This window comes from Gemella sp. GH3 (assembly GCF_013415425.1).
Classification (GTDB): Bacteria; Bacillota; Bacilli; order Staphylococcales; family Gemellaceae; genus Gemelliphila.
Genome location: NZ_JACBYC010000137.1, coordinates 1 through 550 on the forward strand (window position 1 = coordinate 1; position 550 = coordinate 550).

The 550-nt window shown below is 35.5% G+C and carries 1 protein-coding gene; it reads left to right on the forward strand.

Annotation, left to right across the window (positions count from 1 at the left end; translation table 11 throughout):
- A partial coding sequence (locus HZY83_RS05680) for a 5-oxoprolinase subunit PxpA (RefSeq protein ID WP_179943090.1) occupies positions 1–550 on the forward strand: 550 nt, incomplete at both ends.

Sequence of the window (550 nt, forward strand, 5' to 3'; positions counted from 1 at the left end):
AATGAGACAATACAACTTGCTAAAGAAAATAATGTAGGCATAGGAGCACATCCAGGTTTACCTGATTTACAAGGTTTCGGCAGACGCAAAATGGATATTAAACCTAAAGAAATCTACAATTTAGTTGTCTACCAATTAGGTGCTTTGAATGGTTTTTGTAAAATTCATGGAGCTCGTATAAATCATGTTAAACCTCATGGTGCTTTATATAACATGGGCGCTAAAAATAAAGAAATTGCTCAAGCTATTGCACAAGCGGTTTATGATTTCGATAAATCCGTAGTGCTAGTTGGACTATCTAATACATTGTTAATTTCAGAAGCTGAAGCGCTTGGTTTACGTACTGCTTCAGAAGTTTTTGCAGATCGTCGTTATGAAGATGATGGTCAGCTTGTAAGTCGTCAAGAATCAGATGCGACAATTACAAATACGGATGAAGCATTACAGCAAGTGTTAAAAATGGTTACTGAAAATAAAGTTGTTAGTAAAAATGGTAAAGAAATTGATTTACAAGCCGATACAATATGTGTCCATGGTGATGGTGCTCATG